Annotated in this window: 2 protein-coding genes; both read right to left on the reverse strand. The window is 47.8% G+C overall.

Annotated elements, in window-relative coordinates; all coding sequences use genetic code 11:
• Positions 1-1,817, reverse strand: a 1,817-nt coding sequence (locus M8370_RS23115) for a hypothetical protein (protein WP_250021845.1), incomplete at its 3' end; no start/stop codon positions are given.
• Between the two features lie 2 nt (positions 1,818-1,819).
• Complete coding sequence (locus M8370_RS23120) at positions 1,820-2,020, reverse strand: uL22 family ribosomal protein (protein ID WP_223863116.1); 201 nt, start codon at positions 2,018-2,020, stop codon at positions 1,820-1,822.
• Positions 2,021-2,230 lie beyond the last annotated feature (210 nt).

Raw genomic sequence — 2,230 nt, forward strand, 5'->3', positions numbered from 1 at the left:
CGCTGATTGTTATCATTGATACGCTGATCAACGGTAGCATTAAGCATGTTTCCGAATGTCGGATCAGGAGAAATAGTTAGATGGATAAGCCCTTCCGGTAGCTGATTCTGCAATACTACAGGCTGCATGATCGGCGCACTGGCTGGCTTAGCGGGCGCTGCTGCACTCTGTTTCAACATCGAAACAGGAGAGTAATCTCCGTTGGTGCTCTGCACGTAGCTGCTCACGTCCTTAGCGTCGCTTGTCCCGTTCCACCATTCGCGCACTGTGTCGAATACATTATGCTCATGACCATCCGCTTTCGGCTGGCTGGCTCCATAGGCGTTAGCCACTGGATTACTTCCAGCCTGTACAGGTGCTGACGTAGTGCCGTAATACTGGCTAACAGCTTCTTTAGAGGTGTTATCCCCATTGAGTAGGTTGAGCTTACCTGTGATCCAGTTGGTTAGCTTCATCAGACCATCCACCACATCGCCCGCAGCCCGTCCGACACCCTGAAAGAAGGGTAACGCCTCCTGCATAGCGTCCTTAAACTCTCGCATGGTTTCAGGGTCAATCTCTGACATAAACCCTTCGAAGAATGCCAGCTTCTGGCTATCGGAGAGAATGCTAAGCTCCTGATTAAACTTACGGTAGGCCACAAGCTGATCCTGCTGTGCTTCATCCAGCCACTGCCCGTTACGCTTGAGCACGTCCACCTGATAAGTAAGAGCCTTCCCGCCATTCATAAAGGCTTTGGCGTAAAGTCCGAGATCGTCCCCGAGGTCTTCAAGATTGTGCAAAATTTCTTGTTCGCTCAATCCTTTAGATTGCATTGTGTTGGTATATGAAGAGACAAAACCAAACGGATTTTTAGCCCATTCTTTAAGCTGTTCAGGCGTGTACCCCATATTCAAAGCGGTGTTAATACCTGTTGGTGCTCCTGTCCATTCACCTTGTTTATTACGTTTCGCATTCAACGCACCATCTGCGAGCTTTTCAGAAACATCTTTTGCTACATCGAGGTTTTTTCTGGCTCCCTGGGTTCCCATCCCGCTATCGATACCATTAGCCTGTGCAAATTGGCCTAACGATTGTAAAAAGTTATAATCTACACCGCCCAATCTGGCACGTTGCACAATTTCGCTACGCTCTTCCTGTGCTGTAACAGCCTCTTTCCCCCATGAATAAGCACCGTAAGCCGCCGCACCAATACCAGCGCCAGCAAGCGCACCAGTGCCTAAGCCCATCAGAGAGCCAGAGATAGCCCCTGTAGCCTTACCACCGCCACCAAGAGCGTTAGCCCCTCCCGCTTTCGCCGCAGCCCTACGCTCAGCGTTAATGCGTCTGTAGCTCTGCTGGAGTCGTTTGATCTCGCTGTTTTGGCGTTGTAATGAGATAGTACCTGCTGCATAAGCCTTAGTGATCCTGCTGGCCTGTAATGCCGCCTGGGTTAATTCGACGTTGGTAAGGTGTTGCATACTTCTAAAGCTGCTGGCAGTGTCCAATAGCTTCAATTCAGCCCGTTCACGGCGCTGTGCGTTTCTTGCGGCCTCTTTCGCTGCCTGAGCCTCTACACGGGCTTGCGCCTTAGCTGCCCTTGCCTTTTCTCGTTCATCGCTATTACGAGGCTTTGACGCTTTCTTATTCAGCTTGTCTAATTCTCTTTCAGCAGATTTAAGCCCTTGGCTGAATTTTTTCATATTCAACGTGGGATCTTTAATGCCTTTAGCTTTCTTCTGAATTTGATCGAAAGCGTCCATAGCTTCTTTCATTGAATTACGATCAACACTAAATTTCACCGTGTTCTTGATAGAACTTGTGTGGATTTCAAGCATGATTATTCACCGCCTTTCTTTTCGTTCACAAGATAATTAAGCGCATCTGATACACTCATTCCTTTGAAAATGAGTTGTCTTAAATTTGAATAGCTCACATCAAGTGCTCTCGATACGGCTGCTAAATTCAGTAGTTGCTCGGCATTCGTATCATTAAGTTGTAAATGCAAGCCTCGACTCTTTAGGATAAGTTCCAATTTCATCTTTCCTCTTATTCTGGAAATAAAAAAGGGCGGGAACACTGGGGAGATGTTCCCAACGTTCACACGCCCTATTCAAATAGTTCTTCTTTATTTCAGACGGTTAGAACTACCGTCTACGCTCGTTAAGCGCTCAAGCTACCGAATACAATCGACTGTGCCACCACTTGTGGGATGAACGGCAGGAATGAAGACTCGGAACAGATAGAAGGG

Origin of the sequence: Enterobacter cloacae complex sp. OE43NF (genome assembly GCF_023544405.1) — a bacterium.
GTDB lineage: Bacteria > Pseudomonadota > Gammaproteobacteria > Enterobacterales > Enterobacteriaceae > Enterobacter > Enterobacter cloacae.